Consider the following 17,798-nt stretch of genomic DNA (forward strand, 5'->3'; position numbering starts at 1 on the left):
CCGCGAAAGGGCCGGTGCAAACGATAAAGATGTGGCGTGATGCGCAGGATCTTGTGGGAGTGAGCTTGCTCGCGAAAGCGTCAGGTCAGGCACAACCGGACTGACTGATCTAACGCATTCGCGAGCAAGCTCACTCCTACAGGTTATGTGGTGTACCGGGCGTTACCTGCCACCCATGATCGCGATGTAATCCTGGGTCCAGCGGCTGTACGGCACATACTTGCCGCCCTGGGCCTCGGGGGTTTTCCAGAAGGCGATCTTGTCGAACAGATCGAAGCCGTTGGTGGCGCAGCCTTCGGCGCCCAGCAGCTCGTTGCCCTTGCACGCGGCGGGCACCACCGGCAGCGAGCCGAACCAGGCGGCTACGTCGCCCTGGACCTTGGGCTGCAGCGACCAGTCCATCCACTTGTAGGCGCAGTTGGGGTGCTTGGCGTCGGCGTGCAGCATGGTGGTGTCGGCCCAGCCGGTGGCGCCTTCCTGCGGAATGGTCGAAGCCACGGGTTGTTTGTCGGCGACCAGGCCGTTGACCATGTAGCCCCACGAACTCGATGCCGCCACGCCTTCGTTCTTCACGTCGCTCATCTGCACCGTCGCGTCATGCCAGTAGCGGTGCACCAGTGGATGCTGGGCGCGCAGCAGGTCGAGCACGGCCTTGTACTGGGTTTCGGTCAGCAGATACGGGTCTTCGATCTTCAGCTCAGGCTTCTTGGTCTTCAGATACAGCGCCGCATCAGCGATGTAGATCGGGCCGTCATAGGCCTGCACGCGGCCCTTGTTCGGCTTGCCGTCGGGCAGGTCCTGCGCCTCGAACACCACGCTCCAGCTCACCGGCGGGGTCTTGAACACGTTGGTGTTGTACATCAGCACGTTCGGGCCCCACTGATAGGGCGTGCCATAGACCTGCTTGTTGACCGTGTACCAGGGGCCGTCCTTCAGGCGTGGGTCGAGGCCTTTGAGATTGGGGATCAGATCGGTGTTGATCGGCTGCACCCGCTTGCCCGCCACCAGCCGCAGCGAGGCGTCGCCGGAGGCAGTGACCAGATCGTAGCCGCCCTTGGTCATCAGGCTGACCATCTCGTCGGAGGTGGCCGCCGTCTTGACGTTGACCTTGCAGCCGGTTTCCTTCTCGAAGCCGGTGACCCAGTCATAGGCCTTGTCGCTTTCGCCCCGCTCGATATAGCCCGGCCACGCCACGATGTCCAGTTGGCCTTCGCCCTGGCCGACAGCCTTGAGCGCTTCGGCGGCGTGCAGGGTGCCGCTGGCGAATAACGCAGTGATCACAGCGCTCAAGAGCGCGGTCTTGTGTACTGACGACATGGAGGTTCCCTCTTTTTCAAATTATGGTCGGGGCAGCTTTGAACGGTGACTCGGTGTTGCGCGCTTGTATCAAGCTGTTATTAGCGTAGCGATGTTCTGTGAAGCCGGTTTTGCCGCTGGTGTTCAGGCCAGGTCATGCCCATGGCGAGCCATGATGTGGCGCACCACGCTGTAGTCCTGGAGTGAATCGCTGGACAGATCTTTCCCGTAGCCTGAGCGCTTCAGGCCGCCGTGGGGCATTTCGCTGACCAGCATGAAATGGCTGTTGATCCAGGTGCAGCCGTACTGCAGGCGCGCGGCGACCTGCATGGCCTTGTCCAGGTTCTGGGTCCAGATCGACGACGCCAGGCCATATTCCGAATCGTTGGCCCAGTCGACGGCCTGGCTCAGTTCGTCGAAGCGGGTCACGGTCACCACCGGCCCGAACACTTCGCGCTGGACGATCTCGTCGCCCTGTTTGCAGCCGGCCAGCAGCGTTGGCTGATAGAAGAACCCCGGCCCCGAGTGCACCGCCGCGCCGGTGATGCGTTCGATGTGCGGCTGGCTCAGCGCGCGCTCGACGAAACTGGCCACGCGGTCGCGCTGGCGGGTGCTGATCAGTGGCCCGATTTCGTTATCCGCATCGCGTTTGCTGGCAAAGCGCAGGCTGCTGACGGCGGCACCCAGTTCGGCCACCAGCTTGTCGTGGATTCCGGCCTGGGCGTAGATGCGGCAGGCGGCAGTGCAATCCTGCCCTGCGTTGTAATAGCCGTAGGTGCGCACGCCCTCGACCACGGCTTTGAGGTCGGCGTCGTCGCAGACGATCACCGGCGCCTTGCCGCCCAGTTCCAAGTGGGTGCGCTTGAGGGTTTTCGCGGCGGCCTGGAGGATTTTCTGGCCGGTGACGATATCGCCGGTCAGCGACACCATGCGCACTTTCGGGTGGCTGACCAAATGGCTGCCGACGCCTTCGCCGCCACCGCAGACGATGTTGATCACGCCCTTGGGCAGCAGATTCGCCAGCAGTGGCGCCAGCGCGAGAATCGACAGCGGCGTGTGTTCCGATGGCTTGAACACCAAGGTGTTGCCTGCTGCCAGCGCCGGGGCGATTTTCCAGGCGGCCATCATGATCGGGTAGTTCCACGGCGCAATCGACGCCACCACGCCAATCGGATCGCGGCGCACCATGCTGGTGTAGCCCGGCACGTATTCGCCGGACAACTGCCCGGTCTGGCAGCGCACGGCACCGGCAAAGAAGCGGAACACATCGACCGTGGCGCTCAAGTCGTCCTGACGGGCCAGATGCAAAGGCTTGCCGCAGTTCAGCGATTCCAGGCGGGCGAGTTGGTCGGCGTTGCTTTCAATGGCATCGGCGATGCCGAGCAGAATGTTCGAGCGCTGTTGCGGGGTAGTGCGCGACCAATGGGTGAACGCGCGATTGGCGGCCAGGATGGCGCTCTCGACCTGCTCGGTGGTGGCTTCGGCGATATGGGTAATCACTTCGCCGGTGGCGGGGTTGAGGATCGGCTCGACAAACCCCTGGCCCGCGACCAGCTCACCGTCGATCAGCAGCGAGGTGAGAAATTGTGGGGTTGCAGTGCCAGCCATCGTTCGAGCTTCCTTGTATCGATGTTCTTATTTAAGGCGCATCCCCCGTAGCAGCACGGCTTGCCGGCGGGGCGGTGTATCAGGCAATGCAGCAGCGTCAGATCCACCACCCCGCCGGCAAGCCGTGCTGCTACGGGGTGAGCGGCGGCTGAAAAATCTTGAAACAGCCTGATCCCAAGCCTCAGAGCCTAGTGCCACATCCAGCAGTCGACAAATGCTTAATAAAGAACGCAGCGTTCGATTAAATCGATGGCCTGCGCCCTGGATGTGGCTGTTCGCGAGCCACGCTGAGGAAGGGATCAACCAATGAGGGCCGCGCCGTGCCTCGGCGCCACGCCAAGCCGACGTCCAGGGTCTGGGTCAGGTCGGCAATCGAGCGCGCTTCGATGATGTCGCCTTCCAGGGACCAGGGGCGGTAGGTCATGTCCGGCTGGATCGACACGCCAAGGCCTGCCGCCACCAGGCTGCGCACGGCCTCGGTGGAGGCGGTGCGCAAGGTCACCTTCGGCTGCAAGCCGGCGCGGGACCAGATGCGTTGAGCATTGACGCCCATTTCATCGACGTTGAGCTGAATCAGCGGCTCGCAGGCCACGTCGCTCAGGTGAATGTTGTCGTGCTCCAGCAACGGATGCTGCGCCGGCAGCCACAGGCGGTGCGGGGAGTGGGTCAGCACCTCGGTCTGCAGCGCGTGGCGATCTTCGAGGTTGGACAGGATCAGCACGCCCACGTCGATCTCGCCGCTGACCAGTAGGTGCTCGATGTAGGGCCGCTCGTCCTCCATCACGCGGATGTCGACATTGGGGTAGGCACGCTGGAAGCGGATCAACAGATCAGCCAGGTAATAACCGGCCACCAGGCTCGTCACGCCGATGATCAATTGCCCGGCCACTTGCTCGGCACCCTGTTGCAGGCTGCGCTTTGCGTTTTCCACGGTGGCGAGGATCAGGTGCGCCTGACGCAGGAATTGATGCCCCTGGTGGGTCAGGGTCATGCCCTTGGCGTGGCGGCTGAACAGGCTGACGCCGATTTCCTCCTCCAGTTGCTGGATCGCCAGGGTCAGGGTGGACTGGGAAATGAACACCGCCTGCGCGGCGGCGGAAATCGATCCGGTCTCGGCTACGGCAATGAAGTGACGAATCTGGCGTAGCGTCATCATGAACGGGTCGCTCGCTTGGTTTTTTTGATTTTGGCGAGTGTATATCGTTTTTTTCGAAGGCGGCATTTCCGTCCTCGAATGCCTGCAACATCTGGAATCACTCCCGAAAACTGGCCTCGATGACTTCGTCTTACCCTGCGAGTCGAATCGTCTGTCCCGTTATCAAGAGGTTTCCCATGAATACTCGTGGCTTGCTCGATCAACTGTTGAAATCCGGTCAGGACCTGCTGCAAAGCAAGGTTGGCGCGCAACCCCATGATCAGCGCCAAAGCCAGGGCGGTCTGAGCGATCTGTTGGGCAAAGTGAGCGGCGGCAGGTCGGGAGGCTTTCTGTCAGGCGCCGGCGGCGGCGCGCTGGCCGGAGGTGCCCTGGGCTTGCTACTGGGCAACAAGAAGGCACGCAAGCTCGGCGGCAAGGCGCTGACCTACGGCGGGCTGGCCGCGCTGGGTGTGCTGGCGTACAAGGCCTACGGCAACTGGCAGGCCAATCAGGGTGCACCGCAGAGCGTCGAGCCACAGACCGTCGACCGCGTACCGCCCGCTCAGGTCGAGCAGCACAGCGAAGCCATCCTCAAGGCGCTGGTCGCTGCAGCCAAGGCCGACGGCCATGTCGACGACAACGAGCGGCAATTGATCGAAGGCGAGTTCACCCGCCTGACCGGCGATCAGGAACTGCGGCACTGGCTGCACGCCGAGCTGAACAAGCCGCTGGACCCTGCCGACGTCGCCCGTTCGGCGCGCACCCCGGAAATCGCCGCCGAGATGTACCTGGCCAGTGTGATGATGGTCGATGAGGAGCATTTCATGGAGCGGGCGTATCTGGACGAGCTGGCCAGGCAATTGAAGATCGAGCCGGGGCTCAAGGCCGAGCTGGAAAGCCAGGTGCGCCAGGCCGTTTAGATTTCTACGTAGCAGCACGGCTTGCCGGCGGGGCGGTGTGTCAGGCAATACATCATCCGCAGACCCACCGCCCCGCCGGCAAGCCGTGCTGCTACGAAGGCATCGTCATCCAAACGATGGCCATAGTCCCTCGTAAACAGTCAATCCCCTCCAAAGCCGACAACGTGTCGGATATTTCTGATTTTTCTGCACATTAATCCGCTATCTATGTCAGAAACAGTCAGATTATTCGTCAAGGCACTAGGCTATACTCCGCTCGCTTCGGGCCGTTCGTCGGTCCGCTTCTTGAACCCGGCCATGCCGGTGTTGAACTCTTGAGGGCTGACTGTGAAGAACTGGACGTTGCGTCAACGTATCTTGGCGAGCTTCGCTGTAATCATCGCCATCATGCTGCTGATGGTTGTCGTGGCTTTCACCCGGCTTCTGGTCATTGAAAACAGCGCCGATGAAGTGCGTATGGATGCCCTGCCTGGCGTGTACTACAGCAGCACCGTGCGTGGCGCCTGGGTCGAAAGTTACGTGCGTACCCAGCAGTTGCTCGCCGAGGGGGCCGGCCGCAACCTGACCAACGTCGAAGAAGACCAGTACAAGGAATTCGAAGACCGCCTGCAGGCGCAGATCGCCAACTACCAGAAGAGCATCTTCGAGGATCAGGATCGCAACGACTTCGCCCAGTTTCTGCAGATGCGCGAACGTTATGGGCTGGTGCTCAATGGCATTCTGGCGGCCTATCAGGGCGACAACTATGCACTGGCGCAGCGCATCTTCAATGAACAGCTGACCCCGCTGTGGTTCGACGGGCGCAAAGTGCTCAACGCCCTGGGCACCAAGAACAAGGTCAATGCCGACCGTTCCGCCGACAACATTCAATCGGCGGTGTCGGTGTCCAAGGTCACCCTGGGTATTTCCCTGATCATCGCCGTGCTGGCTGCCGCGGCCTGCGGCCTGTGGCTGATGCGCACCATCCTTTCCCCGATGAACCGCATCGTGAACATTCTGGAAGTGATGCGCACGGGCGATCTGAGCAACCGCCTGAACCTCGAGCGCCAGGACGAATTCAACACCGTGCAGACCGGCTTCAATGACATGGTCACCGAACTCGCGGCGCTGGTGTCCCAGGCGCAGCGCTCGTCGGTGCAGGTCACCACGTCGGTGACCGAGATCGCCGCCACTTCCAAGCAACAACAGGCCACGGCCACCGAAACCGCGGCCACCACCACCGAGATCGGCGCGACTTCGCGGGAAATCGCCGCAACGTCTCGCGATCTGGTGCGCACCATGACCGAGGTGACCTCTGCCGCCGATCAGGCCTCGATCCTCGCCGGTTCCGGCCAGCAAGGCCTGGCGCGCATGGAAGACACCATGCACTCGGTGATGGGCGCAGCGGATCTGGTGAATTCGAAGCTGGCGATCCTTAACGAGAAGGCCGGCAACATCAATCAGGTGGTGGTGACCATCGTCAAGGTCGCCGACCAGACCAACCTCTTGTCCCTGAACGCTGCCATCGAAGCCGAGAAGGCCGGCGAATACGGCCGCGGCTTTGCCGTGGTCGCCACCGAAGTGCGACGCCTGGCCGACCAGACCGCCGTGGCCACCTACGACATCGAGCAGATGGTCCGCGAGATCCAGTCGGCGGTGTCGGCGGGTGTGATGGGCATGGACAAGTTCTCCGAAGAAGTGCGCCGCGGCATGTTCGAAGTGACCCAGGTCGGCGAGCAGCTTTCGCAGATCATCCATCAGGTTCAGGCGCTGGCGCCGCGGGTGTTGATGGTCAACGAAGGCATGCAGGCCCAGGCCACCGGCGCCGAGCAGATCAACCAGGCGCTGGTGCAGTTGGGCGATGCCAGCAGCCAGACCGTGGAATCCCTGCGCCAGGCCAGTTTCGCCATCGACGAACTGAGCCAGGTGGCCGTGGGGCTGCGCAGCGGCGTTTCGCGCTTCAAGGTCTGAGTCGGCGCCCATGAGCGAGCCTTCAGCCAAGCGCAACGCGGCGGTACTGCCCAAGAACAAGCTGTTCCTGCTGTTTCGCATCGGCACGGAACGCTACGCCCTGGAAGCGACAGAAGTCGCCGAGGTCTTGCCGCGTCTGCTGCTCAAGCCCATCGCCCGGGCGCCGCACTGGGTGGCCGGCGTATTCGCCCATCGCGGCGCGGTGGTGCCGGTGATCGACCTGAGCGCACTGACCTTCGGCGAACCCGCGCCGCTGCGTACCAGCACGCGGCTGGTGCTGGTGCACTACCGGCCCGGCGCCGACCGGGCGCCGCAGTGGCTGGGGCTGATTCTGGAACAGGCCACCGACACCCTGCGTTGCAGCCCGCTGGAATTCAAGGCGTATGGCCTGGACAACCGCCAAGCGCCGTACCTCGGGCCGGTGCGTGAGGACGCACAGGGCCTGTTGCAGTGGATTCGCGTGCCGGACCTGCTCAACGATGAGGTGCGCGATCTGTTGTTCCCGCAGCAGCCCATCAGCCTTGAACAACTGAGCCTTGAACAATTCGGGGCAGTGCCATGAGCGACGACGCGCGCTTCTTCGGCTTTCTGAAAAACCGCATCGGGCTGGACGTGGCCTCGGTGGGCGAAGCCATTGTCGAGCGCGCGGTGCGCCAGCGCTGCAGTCAATCGGGCTCTGCCGATCATGACGCCTACTGGCTGTTGCTGCTGGGCTCGGCCGAAGAACAGCAGGCGCTGATCGAAGCGGTGATCGTGCCCGAGACCTGGTTCTTCCGCTATCCGGAATCGTTCGTCACCTTGGGCAAGCTCGCGGCGGCGCGGCTGGCCCAGCTCAACGGTGCACGGCCGCTGCGCATTCTCAGCCTGCCTTGCTCGACGGGCGAGGAGCCTTATTCGATCGCCATGGCGCTGTTCGATGCCGGCCTGCAGCCGCAGCAGTTCAAGGTCGAAGCGGTGGACATCAGCCCGCTCTCGCTGCAGCGCGCGCGCCGGGCGGTCTACGGCAAGAATTCGTTTCGTGGCGAAGACCTGGGCTTTCGCCAGCGCTATTTCGCGCAGGTCGAGGAGGGCTATCGGGTCGAGGAGCGGGTGCGCGAGCGAGTGAGTTTCCAGGCCGGCAATCTGCTCGATCCGAGCCTGCCGGTGGCGCAGTCGGCCTACGATTTCGTGTTCTGCCGCAACCTGCTGATCTACTTCGACGTCGACACCCAGCGCCGCGGTTTCGAAGCGCTCAAGCGCATGACCCGCGACGACGGCGTGCTGTTCATTGGGCCCGCCGAGGGCAGCCTGCTGGGGCGCATGGGCATGGCCTCGATTGGTGTGGCGCAGTCGTTCGCCTTTCGTCATCGTCCGGACGCGCCAGCCGAGCCTCCGCCTGTGCCGGCGCCAGCGGTACGTAGCGAGCCGGTTGCGAGCAGCGCAAGGCCGATTCCGCCCGCGGCGCCGCGCGCCAAAACCACGGTGCGCCCGTTCACCACGCCGCCCCGTGCGCCGATTGCGCCCGCTGCTGAAAACGGCGAGGCCGCGACGCTGCTGGATAACATCAAGACCCTGGCCAACGAAGGCAAGACCGCCGAGGCCAGGGCCGCGTGCGAGCAGTACCTCAAGCGCTTCGAGCCCGCGGCGCGAGTGTTCTACTACCTCGGGTTGCTGGCCGAAGTCGGGGGCGACGCAACGGGTGCGCAAGGTTTCTACCGCAAGGCGCTGTACCTTGAGCCGCAGCATCCCGAGGCGCTTGCTCAACTGGCCGCCTTGCTCGCCGCCCAAGGCGATACGGCGGGTGCCCGACGCTTGCAGGAACGTGCCGCGCGCGGTGTGAATAAAGAAGGACGCAACCGATGACCGGCCTGCACAGCGAACTGATCAGCAACGATGCCCAGGCCATCGACGATTGCTGGAACCGCATCGGCATCCACGGCGACCGCTCGTGCCCGCTGCTGGAAGAACACATTCATTGCCGCAACTGTTCGGTGTACTCGGCGGCGGCCACGCGTTTGCTGGATCGCTACGCATTGGCCCAGGAGCATCGCGTTGCAACCACGGGTGAGGACCTGGCCAGCGATGTGCAGACGCGCTCGCTGGTGGTGTTCCGCCTGGGTGAGGAATGGCTCGGCCTGCCGACCCGCTGCCTGGTCGAGGTGTCGCCGGTGCAGGCCATTCATTCGCTGCCGCACCAGCGTTCCCGGGCGTTGTTGGGTGTGGCGAACGTACGTGGCGCGCTGGTGGCGTGCCTGTCGTTCGTCGAGCTGCTGGGGCTGGACGTGTCCTTCGCCCCGGCCAGCAACGGCCGCGTCATGCCGCGCATGCTGATCGTCGCGGCCGAAGGCGGCCCGGTGGTGGTGCCGGTCGATGAGGTCGACGGCATTCACGCCATCGAAGCACGCCTACTGGATGCCGCCTCGGCTCCTGCGCAGAACACCCAGGCCCGCTTTACCCGTGGCGTCGTGCAATGGCGCAACCGCAGTTTGCGCCTGCTGGATGAAGAACACCTGCTGTCGGCAGTGAACCGGAGCCTGACATGACGCCCGATCAGATGCGCGACGCTTCGCTGTTCGAACTCTTTACCCTGGAAGCCGAGGCCCAGACCCAGGTGCTCAGTGCCGGCCTGCTGGCGCTGGAACGCAACCCCACGCAAGCCGATCAGCTGGAAGCCTGCATGCGTGCGGCGCACTCGCTCAAGGGCGCGGCACGGATCGTCGGGGTCAACGCGGGCGTCAGCGTGTCTCACGTGATGGAGGATTGCCTGGTCGAGGCGCAATCCGGCCGCCTGAAGCTGGCGCCCGAGCACATTGACGCGCTGCTGATGGGCACCGACATGCTCATGCGCATCGCCACCCCCGGCGAAAGCAGCGTGGGGCAGGGCGATGTCGACGGTTACGTTGCGCTGATGAACGACCTGATCAACCCGGGTGCCCGGCCGGCTTCGACGGCGGCGGCAGCGGTTGCGCCGTCGATGGAAGACATCCTGCTGGCCAACGCCCAGTCGCTGGTCGAATCCGTGCAGTCGGCTCTGGGCCCGGCGGCGTTCGATCACCCGATTGCCGCGCCCGCCGAGCCTGCGTCACCGCCTGTTGTCGAGCCTGCGCCCGCGCTCGTCAGCGAGCCGGAAGAAGAGCCGGTGGCCAAGGCCGAGCCCCGTCGCGAGCGGCGCGTGGCCGAAGGCGGCGAGCGGGTGCTGCGGGTCACTGCCGAGCGCCTGAACAATCTGCTGGACCTGTCGAGCAAGTCGCTGGTCGAGACCCAGCGCTTGAAGCCCTATCTGACTGCCATGCAGCGGGTCAAACGCTCGCAGAGCGGCGCCAGCCGGGCGCTGGACAACCTCGATGCGCTGCTCGGCGCCAATGCCGACCCGGACGCACAAAAAGCGTTGGAAGAAGCCCGTCGCCTGCTCGGTGAAGCGCAGCAGATGCTGATTCAGCAGACCTCGGACCTGGACGAGTTCGGCTGGCAGGCCAGCCAGCGCGCGCAGTTGCTGTACGACACGGCGCTGGCCTGTCGCATGCGTCCGTTCGCCGATGTGCTGGCCGGTCAGGCGCGCATGGTGCGTGACCTGGGGCGCTCGCTGGGCAAGCAGGTGCGCCTGGAGATCGAAGGCGAGAAGACCCAGGTCGACCGCGACGTGTTGGAAAAACTCGAAGCGCCGCTGACCCACTTGCTGCGCAACGCCGTGGATCACGGCATCGAAGCCCCCGAGCAACGGTTGGCCATGGGCAAGCCGGCCGAAGGGCTGATTCAGCTCAAGGCCTCGCATCAGGCCGGCTTGCTGGTGGTCGAGCTGATCGACGATGGCGCCGGGGTCGACCTGGAGCGCCTGCGCCGCAGCATCATCGAGCGTAAGCTGTCGCCGGCCGAAACCGCTGCCCAGTTGAGCGAGGAAGAGCTGCTGAGCTTCCTGTTCCTGCCCGGCTTCAGCATGCGCGACAAGGTCACCGAGGTGTCGGGCCGTGGCGTCGGGCTGGACGCGGTGCTGCACATGGTTCGCCAACTGCGGGGCGGCGTGGATCTGCATCAGCAGGCGGGCCAGGGCAGCCGTTTTCATCTGGAAGTGCCGCTGACCCTGTCGGTGGTGCGCAGCCTGGTGGTCGAAGTGGGCGGCGAAGCGTACGCCTTCCCGCTGGCGCACATCGAGCGCATGCGCGACGTGCAGGCCGAAGAGATCGTGCAGCTGGAAGGGCGCCAGCATTTCTGGCACGAAGAGCGCCACGTCGGCCTGGTCGCCGCCAGTCAGTTGCTCAACCGTCCGCCCAGCGAGCATCGCGAAGACGTGTTGAAAGTGGTGGTGATTCGCGAGCGTGATGCGGTGTACGGCGTGGCGGTGGAGCGCTTCATCGGCGAACGCACGCTGGTGGTGCTGCCGCTGGACCCGCGCCTGGGCAAGGTTCAGGATATTTCGGCGGGCGCGCTGCTCGACGACGGCTCGGCGGTCTTGATCATCGACGTCGAAGACATGCTGCGCTCGGTGGAAAAACTGCTGAACACCGGGCGCCTGGAGCGCATCGACAAACGCAACCGACACGCTGAAGCGCAGTCGCGCAAGCGTGTGCTGGTGGTCGACGACTCGCTGACCGTACGCGAACTGGAGCGCAAACTGCTGCTCAGTCGCGGCTATGAAGTGGCGGTGGCGGTGGACGGCATGGACGGCTGGAACGCCCTGCGCGCCGAGGATTTCGATTTGCTGATCACCGACATCGACATGCCGCGCATGGACGGTATTGAGCTTGTGACCTTGTTGCGACGCGACAGCCGTCTGCAGTCGTTGCCGGTGATGGTAGTGTCTTACAAGGACCGCGAAGAAGACCGGCGCCGTGGGCTGGACGCCGGTGCCGACTATTATCTGGCCAAAGCCAGTTTCCATGACGATGCGTTGCTCGACGCGGTCGTTGAGTTGATAGGAGATGCGCAAGGATGAAGATCGCCATCGTCAACGACATGCCCATGGCCGTGGAAGCCCTGCGTCGGGCGCTGGCCTTCGAACCGGCGCATCAGGTGGTCTGGGTCGCGCGCAACGGCGCCGAGGCGGTGCAGCAATGTGCCGAAGTGCTGCCGGACCTGATCCTGATGGACCTGATCATGCCGGTCATGGATGGCGTCGAGGCCACCCGCCGGATCATGGCCGCCACGCCGTGCGCCATCGTGATCGTCACCGTGGACCGCGAACAGAACGTGCACCGGGTGTTCGAGGCCATGGGCCACGGTGCGCTGGATGTGGTGGATACGCCAGCGATCGGTGCAGGAGACCCCAAAGAGGCTGCCGCCCCTTTGTTACGCAAGATTCTTAATATAGGCTGGCTGATTGGCCAGCGTGACAGCCGCGTGCGCCAGGCGCCGGCGCCGGTGCGCGATGCAGTGCAGCGTCGTGGGCTGGTGGCGATCGGTTCGTCCGCGGGCGGGCCGGCGGCGCTGGAAGTCTTGCTCAAGGGCCTGCCGAAGGACTTTTCGGCGCCCATCGTGCTAGTCCAGCACGTCGACCAGGTGTTCGCCGCCGGCATGGCGCAGTGGCTGAGCAGCTCGTCGGGGCTGGCGGTGCGTCTGGCCCGTGACGGCGAGCCGCCGCAGCCCGGCGCGGTGCTGCTGGCCGGCACCAATCACCATATACGTTTGTTGAAAAACGGCACGCTGGCTTACACCGCCGAGCCGGTGAACGAAATTTACAGGCCCTCGATCGATGTCTTTTTCGAGAGCGTAGCCAGTTACTGGAGCGGCGATGCAGTGGGTGTTCTGTTGACGGGAATGGGGCGTGACGGTGCCCAGGGGCTCAAGCTGATGCGTCAGCGGGGCTTTCTGACCATTGCCCAGAATCAGGAGAGTTGCGCGGTGTACGGCATGCCCAAGGCGGCAGCGGCCATCGATGCAGCCGTTGAAATCCGCCCGCTGGACACCATCGCAAGCCGTTTGAAAGAGGTTTTCACCCAATGAATTTTCAGGTGAACTCACAGCCTGCCTGTGACCAGGAGAGCCCTGATGCATGACTTGCAACTGGACGATGTAAACACCACGGATGAAAACGCTGCCATGGTGTTGCTCGTCGACGATCAGGCAATGATCGGCGAGGCAGTCCGGCGCGGGCTCGCGAACGAGGAAAACATCGATTTCCACTTTTGCGCCGACCCCCATCAGGCCATTGCCCAGGCGATCCAGATCAAGCCGACGGTGATCCTGCAGGACCTGGTCATGCCGGGTCTGGATGGCCTGACGCTGGTGCGTGAGTACCGCAACAACCCGATCACCCGGGACATTCCGATCATCGTGCTTTCCACCAAGGAAGACCCGATGATCAAGAGTGCGGCATTCGCGGCCGGGGCCAACGATTACCTGGTCAAGCTGCCGGACAACATCGAGCTGGTGGCGCGCATTCGCTACCACTCGCGTTCCTACATGACCCTGTTGCAGCGCGACGAGGCCTACCGCGCGTTGCGCGTCAGCCAGCAGCAGTTACTCGACACCAACCTGGTGCTGCAGCGCCTGATGAACTCCGACGGCCTGACCGGGCTGTCCAACCGCCGGCACTTCGACGAATACCTGGAACTGGAATGGCGCCGGGCGATCCGCGAGCAGACGCAAATGTCGCTGATGATGATCGATGTCGACTACTTCAAGGCGTATAACGACACGTTCGGCCATCTTGAAGGCGACGAGGCCCTGCGTCAGGTGGCCAAGGCGATCCGCGCCAGTTGCAGCCGTCCTTCGGATTTGCCCGCGCGCTACGGCGGTGAAGAGTTCGCCCTGGTGCTGCCCAATACTTCACCGGGCGGCGCGCGTCTGCTGGCTGAAAAGCTGCGCCAGACCGTGGCCGGCATGAACATCCCGCACATGGCGCCCAAGGAAGGCTCGACGCTGACCGTCAGCATCGGCCTGGCGACCGTGGTGCCGGGTGTGGGCAGCCACAGCCGGCAACTGATCCAGAGCGCGGACCAGGGGCTGTATGCGGCCAAGAACAATGGCCGCAATCAGGTGGCGGTCGGCTCATAGGCGTATACAACTCCCGTAGCAGCACGGCTTGCCGGCGGGAGCGGTGTGTCAGGCACTGCATCATAGCCAGATACACCGCTCCCGCCGGCAAGCCGTGCTGCTACGGGGCCGGGTAATTTCCGTTGTCAAACCCACTGCCCAACGGGCTGCCATCGCCGCCGTTGCTGGGGTATACTCGCGGGCTTTGTGAAATTCGCCTGCGAGTCCTGTCGACCATGGAAATCAATCCGATCCTGAACACCATCAAGGACCTCTCCGAACGCTCCCAGTCCATTCGGGGGTATCTTTGACTACGATCACAAGAATGATCGTCTAGTCGAAGTCAATCGCGAGCTGGAAGACCCTAACGTCTGGAACAAGCCTGAATACGCTCAGGCCCTGGGCCGCGAGCGCGCCATGCTGGCGCAGATCGTCGAGACCCTGGATGAAATGTCCAGCGGCCTGACCGATTCCCGCGAGCTGCTGGAAATGGCCGTCGAAGAGAACGACGAAGGCGCGGTCAACGACGTGGTCGAGTTGCTTCAGGGGCTGGAAGAGTCGCTGGCCAAGCTGGAATTCCGCCGCATGTTCAGCGGCGAAATGGACATGAACAACGCCTACCTGGACATCCAGGCCGGTTCCGGCGGCACCGAGGCCCAGGACTGGGCCAACATCCTGCTGCGCATGTACCTGCGCTGGGCCGACAAGCGTGGCTTCGATGCCACCATCATCGAGCTGTCCGAAGGTGAAGTCGCCGGCATCAAGGGCGCCACCGTGCACATCAAGGGCGAGTATGCCTTTGGCTGGCTGCGCACCGAGATCGGCGTGCATCGCCTGGTGCGCAAGAGCCCGTTCGACTCCGGCGCCCGTCGCCACACCTCGTTCTCGGCGGTGTTCGTGTCCCCCGAGATCGACGACAAGGTCGAAATCGAGATCAACCCGTCGGACCTGCGCATCGACACCTACCGCTCCTCGGGCGCCGGTGGTCAGCACGTCAACACCACGGATTCTGCGGTGCGGATCACCCACGTGCCGACCAACACCGTGGTCGCGTGCCAGAACGAACGCTCGCAGCACGCCAACAAGGACACCGCCATGAAAATGCTGCGGGCCAAGTTGTACGAGCTGGAGATGCAGAAGCGCAACGCCGCTTCCCAGGCCCTGGAAGACACCAAGTCGGACATCGGCTGGGGGCACCAGATCCGCTCGTACGTCCTGGATGACTCGCGCATCAAGGACCTGCGTACCGGCGTCGAGCGCAGCGACTGCCAGAAGGTGCTGGACGGCGACCTGGACGGCTATCTGGAAGCGAGCCTCAAGCAAGGCCTGTAATCGCGACACTCCCGTTGCGGGTCCGGCGCGCCGCAGAGCGTGACCGGCCCGCGATCCCTCGGCTGAACGAGGGGCAACGAACCTGATGGAAAAACTGAAGACATGAGCGACCAACAACTCGATTCGCAAGCCCAGCAACAGGAAGAAAACAGCCTGATCGCCCTGCGCAAGGAAAAGCTTGCTGCCGAGCGCGCGAAGGGCAACGCCTTCCCGAACGACTTCCGCCGCGAAAACTACTGCAACGACCTGCAGAAACAGTACGCGGACAAGACCAAGGAAGAACTGGCTGAAGCGGCGATTCCGGTCAAGGTTGCCGGTCGCATCATGCTCAACCGTGGCTCGTTCATGGTGATCCAGGACATGACCGGTCGCATCCAGGTCTACGTCAACCGCAAGACCCTGTCGGAAGACACCCTGGCCGCGGTCAAGACCTGGGACATGGGCGATATCATCGCCGCCGAAGGTACCCTGGCCCGGTCCGGCAAGGGCGACCTGTACGTGGAAATGACCAACGTGCGTCTGGTGACCAAGTCCCTGCGCCCGCTGCCGGACAAGCACCACGGCCTGACCGACACCGAACAGCGCTACCGTCAGCGTTACGTCGACCTGATCGTCAACGAAGAAGTGCGCGACACCTTCCGCGTACGCTCGCAGGTCATCGCCCACATCCGCAGCTTCCTGATGAAGCGCGACTTCCTGGAAGTCGAAACGCCGATGCTGCAGACCATCCCGGGCGGCGCTGCGGCCAAACCGTTCGAAACCCACCACAACGCGCTGGACATGGCGATGTTCCTGCGTATCGCGCCGGAGCTGTACCTCAAGCGTCTGGTGGTTGGCGGGTTTGAAAAAGTGTTCGAGATCAACCGCAACTTCCGTAACGAAGGCGTCTCGACCCGTCACAACCCGGAATTCACCATGTTGGAGTTCTACCAGGCCTACGCCGACTACGAAGACAACATGGACCTGACCGAAGAGCTGTTCCGCGAGCTGGCGCAGCTGGTGCTGGGCACCACTGACGTGCCGTACGGCGACAAGGTGTTCCACTTCGGCGAGCCGTTCGCGCGCCTGTCGGTGTTCGACTCGATCCTCAAGTACAACCCGGATCTGACCGCCGACGACCTGAACGACATCGACAAGGCCCGTGCCATCGCCAAGAAGGCCGGTGCCAAGGTGCTGGGCTTCGAAGGCTTGGGCAAGCTGCAGGTGATGATTTTCGAAGAGCTGGTCGAGCACAAGCTGGAGCAGCCGCACTTCATTACCCAGTACCCGTTCGAAGTGTCGCCACTGGCGCGCCGCAACGACGAAAACCCGAACGTCACCGACCGCTTCGAGCTGTTCATCGGTGGCCGTGAAATCGCCAACGCCTACTCCGAGTTGAACGACGCGGAAGACCAGGCCGAGCGCTTCATGGCCCAGGTCGCCGACAAGGACGCCGGCGACGACGAAGCCATGCATTACGACGCCGACTTCGTCCGTGCCCTGGAATACGGCATGCCGCCGACAGCGGGCGAGGGCATCGGTATCGACCGTCTGGTGATGCTGCTGACCAACTCGCCGTCGATTCGCGACGTGATCCTGTTCCCGCACATGCGGCCACAGGCGTAAGCGATGCAGAAAAAGCCGCCTGTGCAGGGCGGCTTTTTTTTGTCTGTCACAATGAGCGCCGATCCCCTGTAGGAGCGAATTCATTCGCGAAGGTTTGCCAGGCGACAGCGATGTATGGCCTGACAAATCTTCGCGAATGAATTCGCTCCTACAGGTGTAGACCTGTGAACATCCGAGCAATATCGTTCCACCGTTGTTACCCGTTTCAAGCACCGACCAGAAAAAGGAAAACCTGTCGTGAATCGTACGATCGCTCAAAAGGGAGCCGCGGGCCTGGCCACGGCTGTGGCGCAGAGTGTTCAGTATCAGGGCCGCAAGGCGAGCCGACAGGGCAGTGAACAGCGTCGCCAGCAGATTCTCGATGCGGCCATGCGCATCCTCATCCGCGACGGCGTGCGGGCCGTGCGCCATCGTGCGGTGGCCGCCGAGGCCCAAGTGCCGCTGTCAGCCACCACCTACTATTTCAAGGACATCGACGACCTGCTCACCGATGCCTTCGCCCAATACGTCGAGCGCAGCGCGGCTTACATGGCCAAGTTGTGGACCAACACCGAAGTGCTGCTGCGCGAAATGGTCGCGCGCAACGACGGCAGCGCCGAAGCCCGCGGCCGGCTGGCCAACGACATCGCCCACATGACCATGGAGTACGTGCGTCATCAACTGCTGACCCGTCGTGACCAGTTGATCGCCGAGCATGCCTTTCGTCTCGAAGCCCTGATCAACCCGCGCCTGGCGCCGCTGGTGAGTGCGCACCAGCAGATTCTGTTGCAGGGAAGTGCCCAGTTTCTCGAGGTCATGGGCTCGACCCAGCCGCAAACGGACGCTCAAGTGTTGACGGGGATAATCGGCCGGATGGAATATCAGGGGCTGCTCGAAGGGCCACGTCCCGACGCAGACCAGGAAATGCTCGCTATTCTTGTTCGCCAGATGCATCTGGTGCTGGGCACCGCAAGACCCACGGCGGGCTGACCAGCCCAAGACCACGGATCGATTGAGGAGGATGG

Annotated in this window: 13 protein-coding genes and 2 pseudogenes; 12 read left to right on the top strand and 3 right to left on the bottom strand. The window is 63.4% G+C overall.

Annotated features, from left to right (window positions below):
• Positions 1–162 precede the first annotated feature (162 nt).
• From ydcS to AC1MEK_RS06945, 3 genes are all read right to left on the bottom strand, one after another.
• Positions 163–1,317: a putative ABC transporter substrate-binding protein YdcS gene (ydcS, locus tag AC1MEK_RS06935; protein ID WP_480395523.1), complete on the bottom strand. Its 1,155-nt coding sequence runs from the start codon at positions 1,315–1,317 to the stop codon at positions 163–165.
• Positions 1,318–1,440: 123 nt separating this feature from the next.
• A complete protein-coding gene (locus tag AC1MEK_RS06940; RefSeq protein WP_480395524.1) occupies positions 1,441–2,904 on the bottom strand; it encodes a gamma-aminobutyraldehyde dehydrogenase in 1,464 nt (487 codons plus the stop codon).
• 241 nt (positions 2,905–3,145) lie between these two features.
• A complete protein-coding gene (locus AC1MEK_RS06945) occupies positions 3,146–4,060 on the bottom strand; it encodes a LysR substrate-binding domain-containing protein (protein WP_480395525.1) in 915 nt (304 codons plus the stop codon).
• Positions 4,061–4,236: 176 nt separating this feature from the next.
• Between AC1MEK_RS06945 and AC1MEK_RS06950 the strand changes: the two genes are divergently transcribed.
• The 12 genes and pseudogenes from AC1MEK_RS06950 (at position 4,237) to AC1MEK_RS07005 (ending at position 17,763) form a co-directional block, all read left to right on the top strand.
• Positions 4,237–4,959 carry a tellurite resistance TerB family protein gene (locus tag AC1MEK_RS06950; RefSeq protein WP_480395526.1) on the top strand — a complete coding sequence of 241 codons (723 nt, stop codon included), beginning with the start codon at positions 4,237–4,239 and terminating at the stop codon, positions 4,957–4,959.
• Positions 4,960–5,346: 387 nt separating this feature from the next.
• Positions 5,347–6,909, top strand: a complete 1,563-nt coding sequence (locus tag AC1MEK_RS06955; RefSeq protein ID WP_480395669.1) for a methyl-accepting chemotaxis protein — start codon at positions 5,347–5,349, stop codon at positions 6,907–6,909.
• Positions 6,910–6,919: 10 nt separating this feature from the next.
• Positions 6,920–7,471, top strand: a complete 552-nt coding sequence (locus tag AC1MEK_RS06960; protein WP_480395527.1) for a chemotaxis protein CheW — start codon at positions 6,920–6,922, stop codon at positions 7,469–7,471.
• On the top strand, positions 7,468–8,751 hold the full coding sequence (locus AC1MEK_RS06965) for a CheR family methyltransferase (RefSeq protein ID WP_480395528.1): 1,284 nt from the start codon (positions 7,468–7,470) through the stop codon (positions 8,749–8,751). Before AC1MEK_RS06960 ends, AC1MEK_RS06965 begins: the two co-directional genes overlap by 4 nt.
• A complete protein-coding gene (locus AC1MEK_RS06970) occupies positions 8,748–9,431 on the top strand; it encodes a chemotaxis protein CheW (RefSeq protein ID WP_480395529.1) in 684 nt (227 codons plus the stop codon). Before AC1MEK_RS06965 ends, AC1MEK_RS06970 begins: the two co-directional genes overlap by 4 nt.
• Positions 9,428–9,803: pseudogene (locus tag AC1MEK_RS06975) on the top strand (Hpt domain-containing protein); the annotation flags it as partial. The gene AC1MEK_RS06970 and the pseudogene AC1MEK_RS06975, both read left to right, overlap by 4 nt.
• A gap of 164 nt (positions 9,804–9,967) precedes the next feature.
• A pseudogene (locus AC1MEK_RS06980) lies at positions 9,968–11,818 on the top strand (response regulator); the annotation flags it as partial.
• Positions 11,815–12,825 (top strand): chemotaxis-specific protein-glutamate methyltransferase CheB, encoded by a 1,011-nt coding sequence (gene cheB / locus AC1MEK_RS06985; RefSeq protein WP_480395530.1) that lies wholly within the window; start codon positions 11,815–11,817, stop codon positions 12,823–12,825. The pseudogene AC1MEK_RS06980 and the gene cheB, both read left to right, overlap by 4 nt.
• Positions 12,826–12,870: 45 nt before the next feature.
• A complete protein-coding gene (locus AC1MEK_RS06990) occupies positions 12,871–13,878 on the top strand; it encodes a diguanylate cyclase domain-containing protein (protein WP_480395531.1) in 1,008 nt (335 codons plus the stop codon).
• 215 nt (positions 13,879–14,093) lie between these two features.
• A protein-coding gene (gene prfB, locus AC1MEK_RS06995; protein WP_480395670.1) for a peptide chain release factor 2 occupies positions 14,094–15,189 on the top strand; the annotation gives its coding sequence in 2 pieces (ribosomal slippage) (positions 14,094–14,165 and positions 14,167–15,189; 1,095 coding nt in all).
• Between the two features lie 102 nt (positions 15,190–15,291).
• Complete coding sequence (gene lysS / locus AC1MEK_RS07000; RefSeq protein WP_480395532.1) at positions 15,292–16,794, top strand: lysine--tRNA ligase; 1,503 nt, start codon at positions 15,292–15,294, stop codon at positions 16,792–16,794.
• Positions 16,795–17,031: 237 nt separating this feature from the next.
• Complete coding sequence (locus AC1MEK_RS07005) at positions 17,032–17,763, top strand: TetR/AcrR family transcriptional regulator (protein ID WP_480395533.1); 732 nt, start codon at positions 17,032–17,034, stop codon at positions 17,761–17,763.
• Positions 17,764–17,798: the final 35 nt, after the last annotated feature.

This window comes from Pseudomonas sp. 2 (assembly GCF_056627435.1).